The following is a 22,227-nucleotide window of genomic DNA, read 5'->3' on the forward strand; positions in this document are numbered from 1 at the left end:
CGCTTTTATCAAATCTATTCTGTGTTTTATTGATCATCCGCCTCCAAATACACGCTCTAATATATCGGTCACGCGATTCAACGGATTATTTCTAATGTTTTTTTCTTCTTCACCAACTTTAAGAAACAGTCCGTTCAAGCCTTTGTTTGTCACATACTCCGATAAGGGCACATCAGAAACCGGATCTATAAGTCCTAAAGAAGCTGTTGATATACTATTATAAGAAGAAACATAAGTACTAAAAATATCATTGGCACTTTTGCCCGCAACTAGATCTTTTGAAAGCGAATTATCAATATCGGGTTGAAATTCACCAAATAACTCGGAAAAAGTATTTTCTCTTAAATAATTGGTGGCCGCTGTATCGGGACCATTTAAAATGTTAAAACCATCAGCAATGGTGATCCCGGTAATCGCATCTACAAATATGGGCGTCGCGCGTTTTGCTGCATCCTCCGCAGAGCGATTCAGAGACAATACCATATCATTGATCACCGGTTTTAATGTATTGTCATAAAGGGTTTGTAAGGTTGGTTTTAAGAATGGCCCGGCGCTGTTTATACCCGATTCCAGGGAATTGATTTGTGTACTGACCTCATCCGGCAATAATATTTTAACCGCCTGGTCCGCAAAATAGCCATCGGTTGCCGTCAATCTGGAAACGGACGTATCTGTACCCACTCTCAGAGCTTCTTTTAAGCCCATTATCACCTCTTCGTTGGATAATCCGGTTGGAAGTGCAATATTTCCATTTTCATCACAGGAAGAGAACAAAAAGAATATAGAAATTAGTAAAATTGAAACCTTCTTCATAATAGAAATTTTATCAAAGATAATATACTGATCATTTGCTCACAAAAAGCCTGCCACCCATCCTGAAATGAATCGTAAATCAAAACGTTTTGCACTTTCAAATATCAGTCAATTTGTTCAAAATGCCTGTGATCTGGCCAATAATAATGAATTCTTTGTGCGTTTGGAGAATCACAAAATTTCATACCCCCATGGAGCTTTTCCAAAAATGATCGCCTTTGGATCCTCTTCCTCTATTTCACTTTCTGAAAGCTCCGGCGCTTTTAATCAATTAAAGGAATTCATTCAAAAAACACATGATTGGGTTTTTGGCTATTTCTCCTACGACCTAAAAAATGATACGGAAAAACTCTGCAGCCGGAATGCTGATCATAAATCCTTTCCCGAATTGCTATTTTTTTGTCCGCAAAATATTTTGGAGTTCCGCGAAGATGAAGTTATGATACATACCTTGGGAGATCCCGAAAAGCTTTTTGAGGAAATTCTAAAATACAAACTTGTTGAAGAAGCTTCAGAAAATGAAAATATTGAATTCAAAACAGAAACGTCAAGGGAGGAATACCTTGAGGTGATCAATAAACTAAGAAGACACATCTATGAAGGTGATGTTTACGAGATCAATTATTGCATAGAATACCTAGCCCATTCGGATAATATCAATTCTTATAAGTACTGGTTAAGACTTTGCGAGCAATCTCCTACTCCTTTTGCCGCATTCTTAAAAGCCCGACAATTCTCCCTGATTTGTGCTTCGCCCGAACGCTTTATTAAAAAAATTAAGGGTGAAATTATTTCTCAACCCATCAAAGGAACTATCCATACCGGTAAAGGCAAATTGGAAAGAAAAGTAAACAAAGAACGACTGTTCAATAGCGAAAAAGAAAGAGCCGAAAATATGATGATTGTCGACCTTGTCAGAAATGATCTGGCCAAAAGTTCAAAACCTGGCTCGGTAAAAGTAGAAGAACTCTTTGGGATATACGAATTCCGCCATCTCTTTCATATGATATCGACGGTAGTTTCCGAGGCAAAAGATTCCGCAGAGCCTGTAGACATCATCAAAAATGCCTTTCCCATGGGAAGCATGACCGGTGCACCAAAAATCAAGGTAATGGAACTGATCGAAGAATACGAGAAGAGCAAAAGAGGTATTTTTTCGGGAAGTATAGGCTATATCGACCCATCGGGAAATTTCGATTTCAATGTGATCATAAGAAGTTTGTTTTACAATTCCGGAACTAAGTTACTCAGCTATAATGTTGGGAGTGCCATTACTTATGACTCCGATCCTGAACAGGAGTATGAGGAATGCCAATTAAAAGCAAAGGCCATTCGCGAAATATTTCAAAAATAATAGCGGACTGACAAAGTGTCATTGTTTGTTTTTTCATTAATTTGCGGTCAAATTAGGTCAATATGAGTGAAGTTATTGGAGATATCGGTATTCTGGAGCAAGAAAACAAGGCTTGTGAAACCGTAAAAACCAGTATAGAAGAAGATAGAGGAAATTCGAGAAAGCTGTATATCGAAAGTTATGGTTGTCAAATGAATTTCTCTGACAGTGAGATCGTCACATCCATTCTCAAAAATGAAGGCTTTGATACCACCTCTAAATATGAGGAGGCCGACCTGATATTATTAAATACCTGTTCAATTCGCGACAAAGCAGAACAAACCGTAAGAAAACGCCTAAAACAATTCAACGCAATAAAACGCACCAAACCCCAAACTCAAATCGGTGTTTTGGGCTGCATGGCGGAGCGTTTGAAGAAAAATCTTCTTGAAGAAGAAAAAATTGTTGATATAGTAGCCGGCCCGGATGCCTACCGCGACCTCCCCAATCTGGTAAAACAGGTGGACGAAGGCGATAAAGCGGTTAATGTTTTTCTATCAAGAGAAGAAACCTATGCCGATATAAGCCCGGTTCGTTTAAATTCTAATGGAGTGACGGCTTTTGTCTCTATAATGAGAGGTTGTGATAATATGTGCTCTTTCTGTGTAGTACCATTTACACGCGGACGTGAGAGAAGCCGCAATCCGGAGTCAATTTTGAAAGAAGCTCAGGAACTTATTGCAAATGGCTACAGGGAAGTCACATTGCTAGGTCAGAATGTGGATTCCTATAAATGGAAAAATGAGGAAAACAGCAAGATCGTCAATTTCGCTCAATTGCTCGAAAAAGTGGCTTTGCTAAACCCTGAATTGAGAATAAGATTTTCCACATCTCATCCCAAAGACATTACGGATGAAGTGCTTCACACCATGGCCAGATACGAAAATATTTGTAATTATATACACCTGCCTGCCCAAAGTGGAAACGACAGAATTCTGAAGCTCATGAACAGGACTTATAGCCGCGAATGGTACCTGGAAAGAGTTAGAGCCATCAGAAATATTATCGGTGATGAGTGCGGAATAAGCTCCGATATGATCACCGGATTTTGTTCAGAAACAGAAGAGGAACATCAGGATACGCTTTCACTTATGAAAGAAGTTAAATACGATTTCTCCTATATGTTTTTCTATTCCGAGCGTCCGGGCACTTTGGCCGCCAAAAAATACAGCGATAATATCTCTCTGGAGGATAAAAAAAGACGCTTAGCTGAGATCATCGCATTGCAAAGCCAGCTCAGTCTGGAAAGAAATAAAAAAGATCTCGGTAAGGTACACAAGGTGCTTGTAGAAGGCTTATCCAAAAAATCCGATAGGGATTTGTATGGAAGAAATTCAGCAAATAAAGTGGTAGTATTCCCCAAAGAGAATTATAAAATCGGCCAATATGTTAATGTAATGGTAAATGATTGCAGTTCTGCGACACTTTTAGGGAAGGCAGTAGAAGCAGTATAAAAATGGAAGAATCAGAATTACAATCGCTGAAACAGAGATTTGGGATCATAGGCAATTCACCTCAGCTCAACAATGCATTGCGAATTGCTGCCCAGGTGGCCCCTACCGATATGACCGTGCTCATCACAGGAGAAAGTGGTAGCGGAAAAGAATCATTTTCTAAAATTATTCACCATTTAAGCCATAGAAAACACGGACAATTTATTGCCATAAATTGTGGAGCTATTCCCGAAGGAACCATTGATTCAGAATTGTTTGGACATGAAAAAGGCTCATTTACAGGAGCACATGATGCCAGAAAAGGATATTTTGAAGTTACAAGTGGAGGAACCATTTTTCTCGATGAAGTGGGTGAACTGCCTGTAGGTACGCAAGCCAGACTTTTGAGGGTCTTGGAAAACGGAGAATTTATTCGCGTAGGATCGTCGAAGGTTCAAAAAGCCGATGTAAGAGTGGTAGCCGCCACCAATGTGGATCTTTTTGAAGCCGTCAACAAAGGAAAATTTCGTGAAGATCTTTATTATCGTTTAAACACAGTACCCATTACCGTGCCCTCGCTTAGAAATCGCGGAGATGACATTGCTTTGCTGTTCAGGAAATTTGCCACGGACTTTGCTGATAAGTACAAAGTAAAACCAATTCAATTAACCTCGCTGGCCAGAGAGGCCCTATTAAAATATCGCTTTCCGGGAAATATCCGACAACTCAAAAATATCGTGGAGCAGATATCCGTGCTGGAAGTCAGTCGTGATGTGCCCCCTGAAATATTGATGAAATACCTTCCCAGTTCAGAGAAATCCATGTTACCAGACTTATACAAAGCACAGGGCAGCGACTCCAATCAGAGTTTTAAGGAAAGGGAAATACTCTACAATGTGCTTTTTGATATGAAAAAGGACATGAATGAATTAAAAAAGCTGGTTTTAAAATTGCTCAAAGAAGATCAAAGCAAATCCGCCATTCTCAACGATCACAATGAACTCTTTGATAACATCGTTACCCAGGTAGAAGATGATCGCCCTTCGTCCAATTATTATCTCGAACAAAAGGAGTCGGGATCTGGTAGTGGTAAAACTATAGACATCAGCAAAATAGAAGACATTGAACCCGAGCAGGAACCTGAATCGCTTTCACTGGAAGAAAAAGAAAAAGAAATGATCATTAAGGCGCTTCAAAAAAATAATAACAAACGAAAATACGCCGCACAGGATCTGGGAATCTCCGAACGCACTTTATACCGGAAAATCAAACAGTATGAACTTGAAAACTAAATTCACATACACATTAAATGTTGGTTTTCTTTTGCTTACTTTAAATGGTTGTGGCGTTTATTCATTTACTGGAACAAATATTTCACCGGATGTGAAAACCATTTCAGTAGCGACATTTTATAACGAATCCGGTAATGGCCCCGCCAGTATTTCCCAAACCTTTTCAGAGGGATTGCGTGATTTCTATCAGAGCAATACCAATCTGGAGCTGGTCAATTCAAATGGCGATCTTCAGATTGAGGGCCGGATTTCCTATTATGCAGTGGAAAATGTAGCTCCAACCGGCGATGAGTTGGCAGCTCTGAACCGTTTGAGAATAAAAGTGCGTATCAATTATATTAATACTAAAGACGATAGCCAAAGTTTTGAGAATAAGCAGTTCACTTTTTTCGAAGATTTTGATCAGCAAACCACTTTGCAAAGTGTTGAAGATGAATTGATAGAAAATATATCAGAACAAATATTTCTCGATATTTTTACGGAAACTGTCGCAAGCTGGTAGCAAATTAAAAAAAATGTAACTTAGCAGATTAATAAGGAATTGGACAGCAAAGAATTATATAAACTCATTGAAAAACCTCAATCGATCAGCGAAAAGCAAATTGAGGCATTGGATAAAATTATTCAGGAAAATCCCTATTTTGCCAGCGCTCGTCTAATAAAGATTTTGGATCTAATAAGAAAAAAAGATCCAAAAGTTCATCAGGAAATCCGCAATTCATCTCTCTTTATTCACGATAAGAAAAGTATTTATGATGAAATACTGAAAATAGAAAAGCCTGTGGAAAGCGAAATCCCACTTGTCAATAAAGGTCAAGTAGGACTTGGAGAAAATAAAATTGAGAAAAACGATTTCACCGATGAAATCCTCGATGAGATTACCATCATTGGCCAAGGTGTCAAAAGCACGGTATTGGAAAGTTTCTCTACCAATGATATAGAAACTCCGGTAGAAAAATCAGCAGGAAATCCTACGAAAAAAAGCGAAAGCGAAAAAAAAGAAGATCCAAAGTCCAGTAAAGTCGAACCGTTAAAGGAAGAAGCACAGATCAAAGAAATAAAAAAGGAAGAATCACTTCCTGCCAAAGAAGATAAGAAAGAAGATGCAGCTCCGGCCAAAGCCTTAAAAAAAGAGGAGATTCCAGTCCCAAAAGAAATCAAAAAAGAAAATACTCCTACTGCCAAAAGAAGTTTGGCCGATGAAGTAATGGAGAACCTGGAGCAAATGAAAAAAGACAGGGCTGAGCGCTTGAAAAGAATGGAAGCCCTCGAGGAAAAAGAAAAAGAAAGAAAAAAGGCTTCATCTATCATTACAAAAACTAAAGACAAAAAGGCTCAAAAAAAGAATAAAGAGGAAACACCTTCACAGGAGATTCAAAAACCAAATAGCAGCAAGTTAAAAAAAGATGCCAAAGCCAAAAGCAAGGCCACAGATAACAAAAGCAAATCAAAAACGGCAAAAAAAAAAACTGAATCTGAGCCAAAAAAAGAAGAAAAAGAAAGCAAGCCTAAAAGCGACAAAAAAATAATTGAGTCTTTCATCAATAAAAGCCCAAGGATCAAGCCACCCAAAGAAAGCACGTCCAATACCGCAAATGAGGACTTATCTAAGGCGAGCACCGAGCTCCCAAGCAATTTAATCTCAGAAAACCTTGCTAATATATTTGAGAAGCAGGGAAAAATTTCAAAGGCGATAGCAATCTATAAGCAATTGATTTTGAAATATCCTGAGAAAAAGAGTTATTTTGCGCAAAAATTAGAAACCCTAGAAAAATAGTATTATGGCGATCATAGTTGGCCTGGCGATATTTGTATCTGTCCTTCTTGTTCTTGTAGTTTTATCTCAAAGCTCCAAAGGTGGTATCTCTGCCAACTTTATAGGAGCAGGTGCAAGTCAAATGATGGGTGTGAAAAAGACATCCGATATTCTTGAAAAACTAACCTGGGGTTTGGCCATAGCACTTTTGCTTTTAACACTAGCTACCAATTTCATGGTGAATGATCCATCAGATCAGGTAGAAACCTCTAGTCCGAATGTGGAAAGAGCCAATGAATCTATTCTTCCTTCTTTGAGCCCAGCGCCATCCGGTGGCGATGGTTCATCCGATGATAACTTATTGCCTGCCGAAGATGAGGGCAATGGCAGTCAGGAAGAACAAAGCTCCGACGAAGACGATCTCGGTCTTTAATCAGACAGATATTTTCTGAACCAATAAACGCTTTGAGATGGGCAGTAATGTCTCATCCAAAGGTGCATAGGCCTTGGAGTCTATTATAAATGTAGCCGGATTTGGCAATTTTTTATATTCCCTTATCAAACCCATTTTAATCGACTCAAAGGTATTGCTGATGCTTTTTTTAATCCTTTGTAGATAATTGGTATGGATACCCCTGAATTTTGAATCGGCGCTGTCAAAAATGCTAATCTGATATTCAAAGACATGCACATTTGGATCGTTTGCGATATTGACTAAAAAATAGCCTTCATTTTGATTGATCGGACAAAGACCAATGGGCTCTATAAGAATCTGACTTTCGATTTCATCGTAGAGCTCCTTCCCTTCCCTAATCTTATTGCCCAGTTTTGGCTCAGCAAACTCCACAATTTTTTTAAGCTCTTCCATGAATTCAGGATCCTCGAATTTGCTCTCGTACTGCAAAGCCAGACGTTTAAGATCAAGCGCGGAAATGTTTTTCGGAAAATTCCGAATGAGTGTTTCGTTGTTTTCTTTAAACTTCAAAAGATTTTTATAGTGAAAAATAATATCGGCAAAGGGCGGATACAGTCGTTTGCTTTTGAATTTCTCATCCACCGATTGCAGATAAGCCAGTAATTTATACTGCTTGAATTCCAAATCGACAAGTCCTTCGGTCAGCCAATCATCGGAAAGACTAATGTATTTTTGATCAGTCATAGCACGATAGGTTTTATTAAAGCTAATAAGAAATAAAAATAGTGTCAATATTATTTGGGTTCAATTTTGTCATTCATGTCAGTTTTATGAAAAAATGTCAGACTGAAATTGCCAAAAAGTATGATTTATGACATAGAATTAAATTGGCACATAAAGTGCAATGCCTCTTTGAAAATTAACTAAAACATCTAATTCATATGTCAGATTTAAAATTTAAACCATCAGTGGGCAGGGTTCTGGTAGAACCGGCTCCGGCAGAAGAAAAAACCTCAGGTGGTATTATCATTCCCGATACAGCAAAAGAAAAACCTCAAAAAGGGAACGTCATCGCTGTAGGAACTGAGAAAAAAGATGAACCTATTCCATTTAAAGTAGGTGAAACTGTGCTTTACGGCAAATACGCTGGTACAGAAATTCAAATAGATGGCAGGGAGTATCTTTTAATGAGTGCGACTGACATCTACGGAAGTTTTGCAAAATAATTTTTAACAACATTTAAAACGAAAATAACAATGGCAAAAGATATTCAATTTAGCAGTGAAGCCAGAGAACAACTCAAAAAAGGAGTTGACAAATTGGCGAATGCGGTAAAAGTAACATTGGGCCCTAAGGGTAGAAATGTAATTCTCGATAAAAAATTTGGCGCACCTACAGTCACCAAAGACGGTGTTTCTGTAGCCAAAGAAATCGAACTGGAAGACCCAATTGAAAACATGGGCGCTCAGCTCGTAAAAGAAGTTGCATCCAAAACTGCAGATGACGCAGGTGATGGTACTACTACAGCAACTGTTTTAACACAGGCTATATTCCAGGCCGGAATTAAAAACGTAGCGGCAGGTGCCAATCCAATGGATCTTAAAAGAGGAATTGACAAAGCAGTTATTGAGGTTGTAAAAAACCTTAAGAGTCAATCTAAAATCATCAATGACAATAAGGAAATCTCTCAGGTTGCAACCATCTCTGCAAACTCTGACAGCGAAATTGGAAACATGATCGCTGAAGCCATGGAAAAAGTGGGTAAGGACGGTGTAATTACTGTTGAAGAAGCAAAAGGTACTGAAACAGAAGTAAAAACTGTGGAAGGTATGCAATTCGACAGAGGTTATTTATCGCCTTATTTTGTAACCAATACCGATAAAATGGAAGCCGAATTGGAGAATCCATACATTCTTATTTACGATAAGAAGATCTCCAACATGAAGGAATTGCTTCCTATCCTCGAAGCTACAGCTCAAACAGGAAAACCATTGTTGATCATTTCCGAAGATGTGGAAGGCGAAGCTTTGGCTACACTTGTGGTTAACAAAATCAGAGGTTCTCTGAAAATTGCTGCTGTAAAAGCTCCCGGATTTGGCGATAGAAGAAAAGCAATGCTTGAGGATATCGCAGCTTTAACAGGTGGAAATGTTATCTCTGAAGAAAGAGGTTTCAAATTGGAAAATGCGACTATTGATGATCTTGGAACTGCTGAGAAAATCAATATCGACAAAGACAATACAACCATCGTTAATGGTGCAGGAGACAAAAAAGAAATCGACGCTCGAATCAACCAAATCAAAGCGCAGATCGAATCCACTACTTCAGATTACGATAAGGAAAAACTACAGGAAAGACTGGCGAAATTAGCCGGTGGTGTAGCTATTCTTTATATCGGTGCTGCTACGGAAGTTGAAATGAAAGAGAAGAAAGACCGTGTGGATGATGCCCTTTCTGCTACAAGAGCAGCCGTAGAAGAAGGTATCGTTGCAGGTGGTGGCGTAGCCTTAGTAAGAGCAATTGCAGCTCTTGATAAGCTTAAAACTGAAAATGAAGATCAGGCTACCGGTGTAGAGATTGTAAAAACAGCCTTGGTTTCTCCATTGAAAACCATCGTTGATAATGCCGGAAAAGAAGGCGCCGTGATCGTTCAGAAAGTATTGGAAGGCAAAGGCGACTACGGTTACAATGCAAGGGATGATAAATTCGAGAGCATGTTTGATGCCGGTATTATCGATCCGACCAAAGTAACGCGTTTGGCGATTGAGAATGCAGCAAGTATTGCAGCCTTGATCCTTACTACCGAATGTGTGGTATCGGAAATCCCTGAAGATGAAGCTGCACCTCCTATGCCAGGTGGTGGTGGAATGCCGGGGATGATGTAATGAAGTGTGCCCAAGGGGCTCTACTTCATTACATTCGCCGAAGCAATAGCGCTGATTCAGCGCGGAAAGCCTGGGCGATAACGACTAAACTTTACAAAGCCGTTATGAAACAATATTCATAGCGGTTTTTTTTTGTGCCGATTTTGTTTTTATAAAAAATCTTGCCCTTATTGAAGTTGAAATAGTGGAATAAAAGTATAATTCTATTCAATGATGGATCATTCGTGGATAAATAGGCCTTATAAATTGCTCAGCGCTTTAAACATAAAATTCTTTCTTATCCTGTTAATTGCAGTTCTTGCATTTGCATGTTCTTCAGACGATAATTCCACTTCACCCGCCAGTCCCAATACCGGTTTTTTCTCCGAATACAATCAAAGAAATTTTTCAATGGGCTTTACTTCATGGCCATATGGTCCCGATCTTGAAGATGTAAGCTCAACCTATAGCTTTATTTCTCAAAATGCCGATATATATTGCGAACATATCGATAGTAATATTCCTTGGTCCTCATGGATCAATGATTCTACTCTACCTGCTTCATTTGTCAATGATATTGCTTTCAAAAAATCAAATAAGATTGCCGGATTGGATTTTTTGCTTTCAGTGAGCATTTTAAATCTAGACCGGAGCGATCTTGCAAATGATTTTGATGGCAATACACCAAATTATTCCAAATTATGTGACTCAGCCATTATTGGTGCCTATACCAAACATCTGGATTATCTGATTACTGAATTTGAACCTACGTATTTGGTAATGTCCATTGAAGGAAACGAATTGCTAATTCATTCTCCCGATAAGTGGGATGATTATAAAACGCTGATGCCGGCGGTTAGAACTGAAATAAAAAACCGTTTTCCTAATCTAAAAATAACCGAGTCCTTCACCCTCCATAATTTGTTTCAGCCCGATGTAGCCAATCCCGAAGACTATATCGATGAAGTCGCAACTTATGCCAATCAATTGGATTTTGTGGGCATAAGTTTTTACCCCTTTTTCAAGGGCCTCTCCGACTCTGTCGGTTTTCAAACTGTTTTTGACTATTTGCATAGCAAAATTAATAAGCCCATTGTTTTTGCCGAAACGACGAATATTGCGGAAAACCTAATTGTACCCGGATTAAGTTTAAATATTTCCGGAAATCCCGAGGAGCAGGATATTTATTTACAAGTGCTTCTTCACAATGCGCAGCAACATAATTATGAATTTGTAATCTGGTGGGCGCATCGCGATTTCGATGAGCTATGGGAAACTTTTTTACCCGATGTAAAAGACCTCGGCCAGATCTGGCGTGATACAGGGCTTCTGGATGAGGAAGGCAATGAACGCAAAGCCTATGATTCCTGGCAATCTGCATTTAAGATTTCCAAATAAATAGTTTACAGCATTAATCTGTTTTAAAATTGACATTTAGGAATGTTTTAAGATATGATCGCACCCTAGGCATAAGTGGGCGGTTTTTTTATAGCTATTTGAGATATCAATAAAATATCTTGCTAATTAATTTCGACAACAAGTAAAAACCCGGTTGTGGTTTTAATCAGGAATGGATAAATCAAATACTTAGACATTTAAAATTTAGTATCATAGTTCAAAACATGGCTATTTATGCTTAGCATTGGAAAATTATAAATAATTGAAATTCAAATAATTAATAATTGTTTTTATAAAAATTATCCATTAAAGATGTCGACCTTTATAGAACCTCTAAATAAGGAAGACCATGAAAAATTCATATTATTTAATATTTCTGTCTCTATTCATTTTAACACCTGTATTAGGTCAAATGAAGGCTTCAGCAGATGTGCCAAAAGTTATTAAAAAGTCATTTAATAGAAATTACCCTCAGGCCAAAATGCTCAGTTGGGAAAATACACAGAACGGGCAATGGCTAGCCTCTTATAAAAGTTCGGATAAACAATACCTTAGTACCTATTCCAAAAGTGGAAATTGGGAGGAAACAAGAAATAGCATTGAAGCCTCTGAACTTCCTTTGAATGTAAATATTGTATTGGACAGAAAGTACAAGAATTATACTATCACTGAAGTTGATCATGTCACAATAAAAGATGGGACCTACTATGATATTACCATTGATCGCGATGGAAATTTGACGGATTTGATAGTAAATAACCAGGGCCATATAAATGAAAAAAGTGGATCGGAGGCAGCTGAATCAGAAGACATGAATTAAGCCTTTATTCATGTCTGTATATCGATAATTTATTGTGAAAATAATTATTGATGAAATTAAAAATTATTCAAAAAAGCTATCGAATTTTGTTGAACACAATTAATTAACACATGAAAAAATATTCTTTCTTCTTAATTATTTTCCTTTTCACTTTTAGCGCTCTTATCGCTCAGGATGAGGATATGGACAGCGCTCCCCTAACTGTTGAAAAGGCGTTTAAAAAGATGTTCCCAAAAGCTGAAATGGCAGGATGGGAATTGGATGAAGACGATAACTGGGAAGCCAGTTTTAAGATGGCCGGAAAAAGGCAATCCGCCAGTTTTACTGAAGATGGTCAATGGATTGAAACCGAAACCGTCATAAGTCAAAAAGAGATCCCTCAAATGGTATTGGCTTCGCTAAACAAAAACTACCCAAAACACAAGATTACCGTAGCCGAGCTTGTGGAAAACAGCGATGGCAAGTGGTATGAAGTAGAATTTGACCGTGGCGGCAGTAAATACGAAGTTATGTTTGATGCCAAAGGTGAAATCGTAAATGAAGAAGCCGAGGAAGAATCCGAAGTGGAATATGAAATTGAGGATGATGATCTTGATGAGGATATGGACTAAGATCTAAAGCATCAAAATTTTATAGAGCCGTGTTCTGATTTATTTTGGAATGCGGTTTTTTTATTGCGATTCTGTGATGCATTGACCATGCCTGTTTAGAGTTGACCGGTTTTGTTAATTGCTCATTGCTCATTGCTCATTGCTAATTATAAAAGAAACCTATCTCTTTTGTTCCCAAGACTTTATTATTTATTAATTGTTAATTTTTATTTAAATTAACATGCGTAATTATAATGGAATTAACTGCATGTCTCTTTACATACTAATGTTCTAATCTGTCTAAGTAGTATTTATTAGTGGGTATTGAAATAAGGGAAATTAAGTTAATAACTTTATACATATGTTATCTATAATAAAAAATGGAAAGTCCTGTTCTCAAAGTAACTTTAAAGATTCAATTACATCATTTTACTATTAAATCAATAAAATCCAAAAAATGATGTCAATCAGAAAAACTGCAATAATTGCGGGGATTTTATGGATAGTTCAATTGCTAACTGCAAGTATAAGCTATAGTGTAATATTAGATCCTATTTTATGGGGGGGGAATTTTCTTGCCGATATTTCAGTTAATCAATCCTCGGCTAAAACAGCAATGTTTTTAGACTTATTTTGTGGAGCATCTGTATTAGGAATAGCAGTAATTTTATATCCAATATTTAAAAAATATAGTGAACGAATTGCGATTTGGTATGTCGGATTAAGAGTGATTGAATTTGGAACTATCATTATACAAGGAATCCTTCTTCTTTCCTTAATTTCAGTTAGCCATGAATTTGTGCAAGCAACTACCCCACAATCTTCCTATTTGGAAATTTTAGGAAAAACAATTCGACAACAAAGAGATTGGACACAAAATATGACTATCATCTCCTTTTGTTTGGGTGCTTTTATGCTTTATTATTTATTTTTTAAAACAAAACTTGTCCCTCGTTTTATCTCTATTTGGGGACTAATAGCTGTTTTACTTCTATTTACCCAAATGATTTTGCTAACTTTTGGAGACACTTTAAGAATGGTTCTTATGATCCCCATGGGATTAAATGAACTATTTTTAGGATTTTGGTTGATATTTAAAGGATTTAATTCACACGTTACTTATAATAAATAAATATCAATTTGGTTATAGAGGTTATTAATAATCGCTTAAAAGGAAAAAAACTGTAGATAACAATAGCTATTCGTCCATGCCAGCGAGGTTTACCCATGGCAAAATCACTGCAAGTCAACGCTCTCAGCGAATTTGTTAGCACAACGTATAGCCAAACGTTGATCACAAATAAAAAATGAAAACTCTGAATACATACTTTTTGAGTATTTCACTTTTATTCTCCACATTTCTAATATATGTTATTTGGCTTGAGCAAGGGGATATTAATTCGATCGGACTTTATTTAGTTCTGTTCTTAATTCCAATTATAATCCTCGGATTCCTGAATGGACTTATTCTAGAATTTGCAGAAAAAAGAAAGACAAATTTACAGAGAAGATTATGGGGTTTAGGTCCGATTATTTTGATGATTTTATTGATAATCTCAAAAATCAGAATTCTAGATGCTGACATTTGGTTTTTAGGTATTCTAGCCATTCCTACATTTGGTTTGACTATCGTGATTTGGAAAATTAAACTCAACAAAAAATGAATATTCTTTAAGTAAAAAGGGTAAAAATTAAAAGTTAAAAGTTAGAAGTTGATCAACTACTTGCCTTCGCGCTGAGCCAATTTAAGCCTTTGGCGATATTTGGAAGCCGCTATGGTCGCTTACGCTAAACCTGCCTAAAGGCAGTCAGGGCTACAGCGACAGCGTGCTCAGCACGGCGTTAAAACTTCGTTGATTAAAAAAATTTAAGATTGATAATTTTTAATTCGTAATTCGTAATTCCCATAAAGAGGTTAGAGGATTTTGTTGATTAAAAAATTGATAATTGATTGAAATGAAGGTATTAATAACTGGCGCAACGGGAATGATTGGGAAAGGTGTTTTGCTTGAATGCCTGGATCATCCTCAAATAGATAAGGTAATCACTATAGGACGTTCGGCATTGGGTATGCAGCATTCTAAGCTCGAAGAGATTATCCATAAAGATTTTAAGGATTACAGCAGCATTAAAGATAAATTACAAAACATTGATGCGGCTTATCTGTGCATGGGTATTAGTGCAGCTGGCCTGAGCGAAGCGGAATACCGGGAAATCACCTATGAATATACCATCAGTCTTGCCAAAACATTGCTGGAATCAAATCCTGAAATGACCTGCACCTATGTTTCCGGTCAGGGTACGGATTCTTCGGAAAAAGGACGAATTATGTGGGCGAGGGTAAAAGGTAAAACCGAAAACGATCTTTTAAATATGGGTTTTAAGCAGGCCTACATGTATCGTCCCGGAATGATCATTCCATTAAAAGGCATTAAGTCAAAAACCAAATTGTATCAGTTCATGTACGATTATTTTATGTGGTTGGTCAAACTGGTCAAATTTATCGCTCCTAAAACGGTGGTCAATACGACTCAAATAGGGCAATCAATGATTAATGTGACTTTGAATGGATTTGGAAAAAAGATTTTGAATCCGGGAGATATTATTGAAAGTCAAAAGTTAAGAGTTAAGAGTTAAGAGTTAAATCAAATCGTTAAAACTTCGTTGATTATAAAATTACCAATTGTTAATAGCTAATTGAATGAAAGCAGCTTATTACACAAAATATGGCGGTCCTGATGTATTGGAAGTTCGGGAGGTGGAAAAACCAAAACCTGTTGATGATGAAATACTGGTAAAGGTCAAAGCCTGTACCGTGAATCGCACCGATGACCATAATTTAAGCGGTAAACCCTGGGTCATGCATCTGACGGTTGGAATGTTTGAACCGCGAAAAAAAATACCGGGAACAGATTTTGCCGGAGTTATTGAAGAGAGCGGTAAAAATGTACATGGTTTTATTCCAGGCGATCGGGTGTGGGGTTTCAAAGATGGCATATTGTCTTCTCAGGCAGAATATTTCTGTATCAATCCCAAAAAAAATGTGCTCAAAATTCCCGAAAACATCGATTTTCAAACAGCTGTTGCTAGTGCCGAGGCAGCGCATTATGCCTATTATTTTTACAATAAAATTAAGAACTGGCAAGATTGCCGTATCATGATACACGGAGGAACGGGCGCCATAGGTTCAGCCCTTTTGCAAATGGTAAAATATCGTGGTGCTTTTGTCTGTGCCACTTGTAGGCCGGAGCATAAAGAAAGGGTCAAATCCCTCGGAGCTGACCAAATAATTAATTACGAAAAAGAAGATTTTACCCAACAAGACAGCCAATACGATTTTGTGTTTGACGCCGTCGGTAAAAGTTCATTTGGTGCTTGTAATAAAATTTTAAAACCCCATGGCGTATATGCTTCAAGCGAATTGGGGCCGGGCAATGAAAATCTTTATTTGCCTCTGACTACTGCACTATTCAGCAAAAAAAAGGTGAAATTCCCTCTTCCTTTTGACGTTAATAAAAGTCTGAGCTTTGTGTCTCAAATCTTGAGCGAAGGAAAGTTCAATCCACTTATAGACAGGGTTTATACTCTGGATCAGATTAAAGAGGCCTATGCCTATGTTATTAGCGGGCAGAAAGTGGGGAACGTAATCCTAAACATGCCTTAGAAATCAGCCAAGAATATTCTGAATACATATATTAAATATTTTCTATATTTATAAAAGATTTAATAAGTTATATATATAAACGCTTGATATAAAGTAGTATATAACGATTTATTGAGTTGTTCATCTTCTGAGTTAGTATTTTGATGAGCATTTTTTAGTTGTTGGATTATGAAAAAAATAGTTAAAATTATTGGTTTGGGCGTTCTCTTTTTATTGGTAGTAATCGCAGGTTTTTTGATCTATGTTGCAAGTAGTGATATTCCCCATTACGAAGTGAAAAGGATTGAATTCACCGCTAAAAGTTCTCCTGAAATAATAGCCCGTGGAGAAAAACTTAGTCTAATGCTTTGCGCCAATTGCCATATGAATCGTGAAACAATGAAACTGACGGGAAAGCGTATGCCGGATATGCCACCTGAGTTCGGAGAGATATTTTCACAAAACATAACTCAGGATAAAATAAATGGAATTGGCAATTGGACAGATGCCGAACTTTTGTTTTTATTGAGAACAGGAATAAAAAAAGATGGGCAGTACAGCCCTCCCTATATGCCCAAACTGCCAACAATGGCGGATGAGGATATCAATGCAATCATCGCATTTCTCCGGTCGGATAATCACATGGTACAGGCCGATCCGAGTGTTGACATACCTCCCAGACCATCTTTTTTGACAAAATTTCTCAGCCGTGTGGCATTCAAACCATTTCCTATGCCAGAAGAGGCAATAGAAATGCCCGATACAAGTAATTCAATAGAATTAGGTAAGTATTTGGCTCATAATCTCGATTGCTTTGCATGTCATTCTGCAGATTTCAAAACCAATAACTATTTAGACCCGCCTTTGAGCGAGGGCTATTTTGGTGGTGGAAATGAATTGTTGGACTTAGAAGGGAAAACCAAAATTAGTTCAAACCTAACACCAGATAAGGAAACAGGTATAGGCTACTGGAGCAAAGCTGAATTTATTGAAGCCGTTAAATATGGAAGAAAAAAAGGCCAAAAACCTCTGCAATACCCTATGGTTCCATATACCCAGTTAAGTGATAAGGAAGTGGCGGCCATTTATGATTATTTGCAATCTTTGCCGCCTATCTCAAATAAAATAGAACGCGCAATTTAAAATGGCAATAATAAGAGTTGAAGCAAAAGTCAAAGCAGATATCAAAGCCGTTTGGAATAAATGGACCAAAGGTGAACATGTTGTGCATTGGAATTTTGCCAGTCAGGATTGGGAATGTCCGCAAGCGGAAAACGATCTGAAAGAAAAAGGTGTATTTGACTATCGCATGCAAGCCAAAGATGGAAGTTTTGGATTCAATTTTACAGGCAGACACCTTCGAATTGTTCCATTTCAACTAATTGAGTCCGAACTGGATGACGGCAGGTTAATGAAGGTGAGTTTTGAAAAACAAGGCAATGAAGTTATGGTAATTGAAGAGTTTGAAGCGGAAAGCAGCAATTCCATAGAACTACAAAAACAGGGGTGGCAGGCTATTCTCGATAATTTTGCCAATTATGCTTCAGATTAATGCTAATACCGCTTTGTTATGAACTAGACTGAATTAAGGCTCTCGTTTATAAAAGACAAAACCGTTTTTTTCACCAATTTTTTTCACACCGAATTCAGCGGCTTCACGCAAACGTCTGTCCGATTTGTTTTTAGATATAAAATAAACGGGTTTGTCAATGTCCCCTTTTAATAATTTGTTTTCCCAGGCTGTTCTCTGTTCATAATCGGAGTAATCCTCCACTTCGGGTGCGAATTCAGGTCGCAGTTTTCCATAGAAAAGGTTGGCATAGGTTTTATGGTCAATGGGCTGAATGTAAACATCTTCATCCGCATGCGCTTTATAATACTCTATGGCTGCCAATTGAGAATAGGCTTCAATTTTCTTGATGGTGAAAAGAACGGAAAGCTTAAGTACAATGGCCGTTCCAATGAATAAGACAAGTATACCTGTCATTTTCTTTTTTCTGCCCAGCATAGCAGAGCCGATATAGGCCGTCAAAATCAATAATAACCCTGTGATTGACTCCAAACCGGTCCAGCCCGGGTTGGCGTCCATATTGGCTCTTGCAAAGGGATCTTTGACCAATTCCTGAATAAACTCAATGTGCATGCCTATGAATGGCAGAACGAACAAAGCCAGACCTATCACGGCAGCAATAACACGTATTCCCCATCGCATGGTGTGACGAAAGGCAATTCTCTTTTTGGTTATCTGATACAAAACCAATGTTGCCATAAAGGTCAATGGAAAATAGGACAAGGAAGAGTAATGAACGATCTTGGATTTGACAATGCTGAACAATATCAGGACCACCCAAAAAAGGATCAACATCCAGAATTTAAAGTTTTTCTGATGTTCAAAATCATGCCATTGAGGAAACAATCCTCTGATTAAAAAAATTGAAGCAGGGAAGCAACCAAAAAACACCACAACAAAATGGTAACCAAAAAAGCCTCCATGCCCTGCATCGGGTTGTTTGAAAAGGCGGTAATTGTATTCGATAAATTCTATGATAAACCAGGGGCCGTTTTTAACGGTTTCCACACCGTACCATATAAAGGTTACCGCGATCATGGTCAGTATAAAAACCAGAAACTGCGGAACGCTTACATACATTCTGAATCTTTTAAAAACCCAGAACACAAAAAAACATAGACAGAGAATGAGAAATGCCACGGGGCCTTTGGTCAGTACGGCCAAACCGCAAAAAACAGCAGCCATAAGCAAATAGACCCAATGTGAATATTTTAATTCTATGTCCTTAAAACCACTTCGTTTCCAATAGGATAAGATGAAGAAGTAAAGACTTAGAAAAATAAAAAAGTTAAACCAAGGGTCGATAATGCCCGATTGGAAATAAAAAGACGGAAATAATGAACCCATGTAGACAATCGCCCAAATCAAACCGAACTTAGCATTGTAAAGTTTTTTACCAATAAAATAAAGTGCAGGCAGCATGATCATACCACAGAGCGCGTTAGGAAATCGCGCTGCAAATTCATTGACACCAAAAATCTTCATTGAAAGCGCCTGAAGCCAGAAAAACAAGGGTGGTTTCTCCCAAAATGGTAAAAAGCGAATGTGAACCCTGGTATAATCTTCCAGAATTAGCATTTCTCTTGCAGCTTCTGCAAAATTAATTTCATCCCAATCGAAAAGGTGCACATATCCCAGAAATGGGATAAATAGAATTGCGGCCAAAAGGGCGATCAAAAATGGATATTTGAAATTCAATTCTCTAAATTTTTTCAAATGTATTTAGAATATTGCTGTTTATCAGTATAATGTTCTATTTGAGCAAAGTCCATTTAAGCAATCCCGATTTGTGAAGAAAATACCGTATAGATACACCAATGACCCCTAAACCGTAAATTGAACTTCTTTTAATATTTATAGAACTGGCCTCGGGAAAATATTTAGTGGGACAGGTAATCTCGCCAATCTGATATTTTTTATTAAAAATCTGGGCAATGATCTGATTGTCAAAAATAAAGTCGTCGGAGAGTTTATTGTAATCGATCGACTCCAGCACTTCTCGGGAGTAGGCCCTGTATCCTGTATGGTATTCCCCCAATTTTTCGTTCATCATTAAATTTTGAAAAAAGGTGAGAATTCGATTCGCGATGTATTTATAAATAGGCATCCCTCCTCTCAAGGCCCCTTTTCCAAGGATTCTTGAACCGAAAACGACAGGAAATAAATCATTTCCAATTATGGAGGTCATGGCAGGAATCAACAAGGGTGTGTATTGATAATCGGGGTGTACCATGATGATAATGTCCCCTCCTATTTCCAAAGCACGGTTATAACATGTTTTTTGGTTCCCGCCATAGCCTTTATTATCGTCATGTCTGATCACATGTTCTATACCTAATTCCTTGGCGAGTTCAGCTGTGTTGTCTTTGCTGTGATCATCTACCAAGACCACTTCGTCAACCAGCTGTTTTTCAACTTCTTCTAAAGTTTTTTGAAGCGTTTTAGCAGCATTGTAGGCCGGCATGACCACTACTACTTTTTTTCCCTTGTACATTCCCTGTGTTTTGTGGCAAAATTATAAAAATACTTTTGCTAGCGATTATTGATTTAAGTGACCGACCAATGAATCAATTAAAATCCTCTGATCAATGTTTCTTGGACTGGCCTTTTTTAATTGAATCAAAGCTTTTGAGGTGTCTTTTTTGTAGAGATAATTCAAGGCTTTTAAAAGTTCAATATCATTTGAATATGGCAATGAATCCAGCTTTTTTACTTCTTTTTTCTGCATTAAGTTTTCCACTATATCAGGGATGCTAAGTGGCGCTTCATCTATTTCTAAGTCATTCGATGTCATTGGTTCTGTGGCTGCAGTACCGGCTATCGTATTTTCCTTTGATTTCTTCTTTTTGGATTTGGATTCTTTTCTGGCCGAACGAATTGCTTCCGGACTTGCAGGTGCAGCTTCTTCCGCCATTATGCTCTGCTCCATGTCATTTACTGCCAATTGATTTTTTTCAAAGTCCTTCCAAAAATCTATTTCAATTGACAGAATCCTGTTTATCAAATCTTCTGAATTAAATTCTTTGCTGCTTTCCACTGCGAGGTCTTCTTCTATAAATGCGTCTTCTTCCGCCTGAAGCAATTTTGCTCCGAAAAGCTCATCATCTTGTTTTTCCTTTTGATCGCTCTCCCCTTCTTCTTTTGTTTCTGCTTCAATTTCTGACAAATTCTCTTCTTCTTCGACGGCATCTTCAAAATTCTCGGAAGCAATGGGTTTTGGCATTTCCTCGGCCTTGTTCTGAATTTTTTCCGGCTCTATTGTTTTTTCTTTTCCGGGAATATTTTTGGGAACATCCACGACATTCTGATTTTGTACCGGATTAATTAAACTGATCCATACCCAAAGCGAAGCGGATATTAATACGGTAATTGAGGCTGCGATGGCTAAAATTCTTCTTGTATTTCCCGTTCCTGCTTTTTCCTGTGACTTTCTGTATTGGATATAGTTTTCAATTTCTTTTAATCTAGAAGTATGAATCGGATCATGTTTAAAAGCCTCATAGCCTTCCATTGCATCGGATAAAAAAGGATCCTCCGAAGCAGCCTTTTCCAATTTATGCGCATCCTTACCCTTCCGATCGTATTTCAGATAGGCCAAAATCGATTTCCACGAAAACAATTTATCACTATGGTTTTTGGACTTGTTCACTCCAGTTTTCCTTTCAAATTTCTTTTTCCGTTTTGTATATAACTTTTCACCTTTTTTATTTCATATCCTGTTTTGTCTGCAATGTCCTGATAGCTCATTTCTTCATAGTAGAACATCTTTAAACATTGCGCTTGTTTATCTTCCAATTCATCAATGGCCGATTCCAATTGCTGGTACTTAATTTCCCTTTCTTCTATAGGATGCAATTCCAATGGTTTTTCCACATGAATTCCTTCATTTTTTTTAGAAAGTTTGGTTTCTACATGTTTTTGACTCGATCTCAATTGCATCAGACAGTGGTTTCGAACCAATACATAAAGCCAGGATTTGAAATTTTGAACCTTGTGATTCGCTAGTTTTTTATGAAGTTCTTCAAAAACTTCCATACTCATGTCTCTGGAATCATTGGCATTTTTAAGGTATTTGAGACCTACACCGTAAATAAGATCCTTGTATCGAAGAAACAACTCAGCGGAATATTCAATATTCTCATCTTCAGCAAATTTATCAAGCAGCTCTGCATCGCTGTATTCACTTAGTGGCCGGTTTAGTCTAAATAGTTTCAATCTTTTACTGATCTCGATTCAAAAT

General features: G+C 37.6%; 23 protein-coding genes. 17 read left to right on the forward strand and 6 right to left on the reverse strand.

The genetic code is table 11. The features are described 5' to 3' along the window. Positions 1 to 33: 33 nt before the first annotated feature. Positions 34 to 813, reverse strand: coding sequence for a DUF4197 domain-containing protein (locus tag HZR84_01275; GenBank protein QNL20637.1), 780 nt, complete (start codon positions 811 to 813; stop codon positions 34 to 36). 208 nt (positions 814 to 1,021) lie between these two features. On the opposite strand from HZR84_01275, the gene HZR84_01280 reads away from it, so the two are divergent. The 6 genes from HZR84_01280 to secG all read left to right on the forward strand — a co-directional run bounded on the left by HZR84_01280 (position 1,022) and on the right by secG (position 7,120). Further along, positions 1,022 to 2,167 carry an anthranilate synthase component I family protein gene (locus tag HZR84_01280; protein QNL23154.1) on the forward strand — a complete coding sequence of 382 codons (1,146 nt, stop codon included), beginning with the start codon at positions 1,022 to 1,024 and terminating at the stop codon, positions 2,165 to 2,167. A gap of 62 nt (positions 2,168 to 2,229) precedes the next feature. Further along, positions 2,230 to 3,660 (forward strand): tRNA (N6-isopentenyl adenosine(37)-C2)-methylthiotransferase MiaB, encoded by a 1,431-nt coding sequence (gene miaB / locus HZR84_01285; protein ID QNL20638.1) that lies wholly within the window; start codon positions 2,230 to 2,232, stop codon positions 3,658 to 3,660. A 2-nt stretch (positions 3,661 to 3,662) separates the two neighbouring features. Continuing rightward, complete coding sequence (locus tag HZR84_01290) at positions 3,663 to 4,931, forward strand: sigma-54-dependent Fis family transcriptional regulator (protein ID QNL20639.1); 1,269 nt, start codon at positions 3,663 to 3,665, stop codon at positions 4,929 to 4,931. After that, positions 4,915 to 5,433, forward strand: coding sequence for an LptE family protein (locus HZR84_01295; protein QNL20640.1), 519 nt, complete (start codon positions 4,915 to 4,917; stop codon positions 5,431 to 5,433). The genes HZR84_01290 and HZR84_01295 overlap by 17 nt, the downstream gene beginning before the upstream one ends. A gap of 39 nt (positions 5,434 to 5,472) precedes the next feature. Then, positions 5,473 to 6,708: a hypothetical protein gene (locus HZR84_01300; protein QNL20641.1), complete on the forward strand. Its 1,236-nt coding sequence runs from the start codon at positions 5,473 to 5,475 to the stop codon at positions 6,706 to 6,708. A gap of 1 nt (position 6,709) precedes the next feature. After that, positions 6,710 to 7,120 carry a preprotein translocase subunit SecG gene (secG, locus tag HZR84_01305; GenBank protein QNL23155.1) on the forward strand — a complete coding sequence of 137 codons (411 nt, stop codon included), beginning with the start codon at positions 6,710 to 6,712 and terminating at the stop codon, positions 7,118 to 7,120. On the opposite strand, the gene HZR84_01310 is transcribed toward secG, so the two are convergent. Then, positions 7,121 to 7,846 (reverse strand): hypothetical protein, encoded by a 726-nt coding sequence (locus HZR84_01310; GenBank protein ID QNL20642.1) that lies wholly within the window; start codon positions 7,844 to 7,846, stop codon positions 7,121 to 7,123. A 197-nt stretch (positions 7,847 to 8,043) separates the two neighbouring features. On the opposite strand from HZR84_01310, the gene HZR84_01315 reads away from it, so the two are divergent. From HZR84_01315 to HZR84_01365, 11 genes are all read left to right on the forward strand, one after another. Next, on the forward strand, positions 8,044 to 8,328 hold the full coding sequence (locus HZR84_01315) for a co-chaperone GroES (GenBank protein ID QNL20643.1): 285 nt from the start codon (positions 8,044 to 8,046) through the stop codon (positions 8,326 to 8,328). A gap of 30 nt (positions 8,329 to 8,358) precedes the next feature. Then, entirely contained in the window at positions 8,359 to 9,987 is a 1,629-nt protein-coding gene (gene groL / locus HZR84_01320; GenBank protein ID QNL20644.1) for a chaperonin GroEL, read from the forward strand. Between the two features lie 390 nt (positions 9,988 to 10,377). Further along, entirely contained in the window at positions 10,378 to 11,364 is a 987-nt protein-coding gene (locus HZR84_01325) for a glycosyl hydrolase 53 family protein (protein ID QNL23156.1), read from the forward strand. Between the two features lie 349 nt (positions 11,365 to 11,713). Further along, complete coding sequence (locus HZR84_01330; protein QNL20645.1) at positions 11,714 to 12,184, forward strand: PepSY-like domain-containing protein; 471 nt, start codon at positions 11,714 to 11,716, stop codon at positions 12,182 to 12,184. A gap of 110 nt (positions 12,185 to 12,294) precedes the next feature. Continuing rightward, positions 12,295 to 12,795: a PepSY-like domain-containing protein gene (locus HZR84_01335; protein ID QNL20646.1), complete on the forward strand. Its 501-nt coding sequence runs from the start codon at positions 12,295 to 12,297 to the stop codon at positions 12,793 to 12,795. 436 nt (positions 12,796 to 13,231) lie between these two features. Continuing rightward, positions 13,232 to 13,906: a DUF4386 domain-containing protein gene (locus tag HZR84_01340; GenBank protein ID QNL20647.1), complete on the forward strand. Its 675-nt coding sequence runs from the start codon at positions 13,232 to 13,234 to the stop codon at positions 13,904 to 13,906. Between the two features lie 175 nt (positions 13,907 to 14,081). After that, positions 14,082 to 14,438 carry a hypothetical protein gene (locus HZR84_01345; protein ID QNL20648.1) on the forward strand — a complete coding sequence of 119 codons (357 nt, stop codon included), beginning with the start codon at positions 14,082 to 14,084 and terminating at the stop codon, positions 14,436 to 14,438. 292 nt (positions 14,439 to 14,730) lie between these two features. Beyond that, entirely contained in the window at positions 14,731 to 15,411 is a 681-nt protein-coding gene (locus HZR84_01350) for an NAD-dependent epimerase/dehydratase family protein (GenBank protein ID QNL20649.1), read from the forward strand. A gap of 64 nt (positions 15,412 to 15,475) precedes the next feature. Next, positions 15,476 to 16,438 carry an NAD(P)-dependent alcohol dehydrogenase gene (locus HZR84_01355; GenBank protein QNL20650.1) on the forward strand — a complete coding sequence of 321 codons (963 nt, stop codon included), beginning with the start codon at positions 15,476 to 15,478 and terminating at the stop codon, positions 16,436 to 16,438. A gap of 168 nt (positions 16,439 to 16,606) precedes the next feature. Next, the gene (locus HZR84_01360) at positions 16,607 to 17,560 is read left to right on the forward strand and encodes a c-type cytochrome (GenBank protein ID QNL20651.1); all 954 of its coding nucleotides are present in this window, start codon (positions 16,607 to 16,609) and stop codon (positions 17,558 to 17,560) included. Between the two features lies 1 nt (position 17,561). Then, positions 17,562 to 17,969: an SRPBCC domain-containing protein gene (locus tag HZR84_01365; GenBank protein QNL20652.1), complete on the forward strand. Its 408-nt coding sequence runs from the start codon at positions 17,562 to 17,564 to the stop codon at positions 17,967 to 17,969. 33 nt (positions 17,970 to 18,002) lie between these two features. On the opposite strand, the gene HZR84_01370 is transcribed toward HZR84_01365, so the two are convergent. From HZR84_01370 to HZR84_01385, 4 genes are read right to left on the reverse strand one after another with little or no spacing between them, the layout of a single operon-like run. Continuing rightward, a complete protein-coding gene (locus HZR84_01370) occupies positions 18,003 to 19,685 on the reverse strand; it encodes a glycosyltransferase family 39 protein (protein QNL23157.1) in 1,683 nt (560 codons plus the stop codon). Between the two features lie 55 nt (positions 19,686 to 19,740). Beyond that, complete coding sequence (locus tag HZR84_01375; GenBank protein QNL20653.1) at positions 19,741 to 20,481, reverse strand: glycosyltransferase family 2 protein; 741 nt, start codon at positions 20,479 to 20,481, stop codon at positions 19,741 to 19,743. Positions 20,482 to 20,526: 45 nt separating this feature from the next. Then, positions 20,527 to 21,636, reverse strand: coding sequence for a hypothetical protein (locus HZR84_01380; GenBank protein QNL20654.1), 1,110 nt, complete (start codon positions 21,634 to 21,636; stop codon positions 20,527 to 20,529). Continuing rightward, positions 21,633 to 22,202, reverse strand: coding sequence for a sigma-70 family RNA polymerase sigma factor (locus HZR84_01385; GenBank protein ID QNL20655.1), 570 nt, complete (start codon positions 22,200 to 22,202; stop codon positions 21,633 to 21,635). The genes HZR84_01380 and HZR84_01385 overlap by 4 nt, the downstream gene beginning before the upstream one ends. Positions 22,203 to 22,227: the final 25 nt, after the last annotated feature.

Source organism: Hyphobacterium sp. CCMP332, assembly GCA_014323545.1.
Taxonomy (GTDB): domain Bacteria; phylum Bacteroidota; class Bacteroidia; order Cytophagales; family CCMP332; genus CCMP332.

Coding starts and splice junctions, on each gene's coding strand:
- HZR84_01350 (QNL20649.1), top strand. CDS start 14,731: ATGAAGGTATTAATAACTGGCGCAACGGGAATGATTGGGAAAGGTGTT.
- HZR84_01325 (QNL23156.1), top strand. CDS start 10,378: ATGGGCTTTACTTCATGGCCATATGGTCCCGATCTTGAAGATGTAAGC.
- groL (QNL20644.1), top strand. CDS start 8,359: ATGGCAAAAGATATTCAATTTAGCAGTGAAGCCAGAGAACAACTCAAA.
- HZR84_01355 (QNL20650.1), top strand. CDS start 15,476: ATGAAAGCAGCTTATTACACAAAATATGGCGGTCCTGATGTATTGGAA.
- HZR84_01330 (QNL20645.1), top strand. CDS start 11,714: ATGAAAAATTCATATTATTTAATATTTCTGTCTCTATTCATTTTAACA.
- HZR84_01290 (QNL20639.1), top strand. CDS start 3,663: ATGGAAGAATCAGAATTACAATCGCTGAAACAGAGATTTGGGATCATA.
- HZR84_01275 (QNL20637.1), bottom strand. CDS start 813: ATGAAGAAGGTTTCAATTTTACTAATTTCTATATTCTTTTTGTTCTCT.
- HZR84_01335 (QNL20646.1), top strand. CDS start 12,295: ATGAAAAAATATTCTTTCTTCTTAATTATTTTCCTTTTCACTTTTAGC.
- HZR84_01280 (QNL23154.1), top strand. CDS start 1,022: ATGATCGCCTTTGGATCCTCTTCCTCTATTTCACTTTCTGAAAGCTCC.
- HZR84_01360 (QNL20651.1), top strand. CDS start 16,607: ATGAAAAAAATAGTTAAAATTATTGGTTTGGGCGTTCTCTTTTTATTG.
- HZR84_01365 (QNL20652.1), top strand. CDS start 17,562: ATGGCAATAATAAGAGTTGAAGCAAAAGTCAAAGCAGATATCAAAGCC.
- HZR84_01375 (QNL20653.1), bottom strand. CDS start 20,481: ATGTACAAGGGAAAAAAAGTAGTAGTGGTCATGCCGGCCTACAATGCT.
- HZR84_01315 (QNL20643.1), top strand. CDS start 8,044: ATGTCAGATTTAAAATTTAAACCATCAGTGGGCAGGGTTCTGGTAGAA.
- HZR84_01345 (QNL20648.1), top strand. CDS start 14,082: ATGAAAACTCTGAATACATACTTTTTGAGTATTTCACTTTTATTCTCC.
- HZR84_01340 (QNL20647.1), top strand. CDS start 13,232: ATGATGTCAATCAGAAAAACTGCAATAATTGCGGGGATTTTATGGATA.
- miaB (QNL20638.1), top strand. CDS start 2,230: ATGAGTGAAGTTATTGGAGATATCGGTATTCTGGAGCAAGAAAACAAG.
- HZR84_01310 (QNL20642.1), bottom strand. CDS start 7,846: ATGACTGATCAAAAATACATTAGTCTTTCCGATGATTGGCTGACCGAA.
- HZR84_01295 (QNL20640.1), top strand. CDS start 4,915: ATGAACTTGAAAACTAAATTCACATACACATTAAATGTTGGTTTTCTT.